General features: G+C 74.4%; 1 protein-coding gene. It reads left to right on the top strand.

Annotation, left to right across the window (positions count from 1 at the left end):
- On the top strand, positions 1–379 hold a 379-nt coding region (locus tag TW83_RS19160; RefSeq protein ID WP_157001827.1), incomplete at both ends, for a biotin/lipoyl-binding protein.

Raw genomic sequence — 379 nt, 5'->3', positions numbered from 1 at the left:
CTCAGTCAAATGTCAGGCACCGAACCGATAAACCCTGCCCAACCGCCCCGCCGATCCCTTCTGCCGCTGCTGATCCTGGCCGTTCTGGCCGGGCTGGTCATCGGTGCCGTCTGGTGGGCGACGCGCCCCGGCCCCCTGCTGATCCAGGGCGAGGTCGCGGCCCCGCGGGTCGATGTCTCGGCCCGCACCTCGGGCCGGGTCACGCGGATCGAGGCCGATCTGGGCCAGCGGGTCGAGGGCGGCCAGCTGCTGGCCGAACTGTCGAACCCGCAGCTGGTCACCGCCCATGCCGCCGCAGCATCAGGGCTGGAGGTCGCCCGCGCCTCGGAGGCCGCGGCCGGCGCCACCCGCCCCGAGGTGATCCGCGCCCGCGAGGCCG

It is taken from the genome of Paracoccus sp. S4493, from assembly GCF_000967735.1.
GTDB lineage: Bacteria > Pseudomonadota > Alphaproteobacteria > Rhodobacterales > Rhodobacteraceae > Paracoccus > Paracoccus marcusii.
Note: the sequence above shows the minus strand (reverse complement) of the source record. Positions and strands in the feature narration are given on the sequence as shown.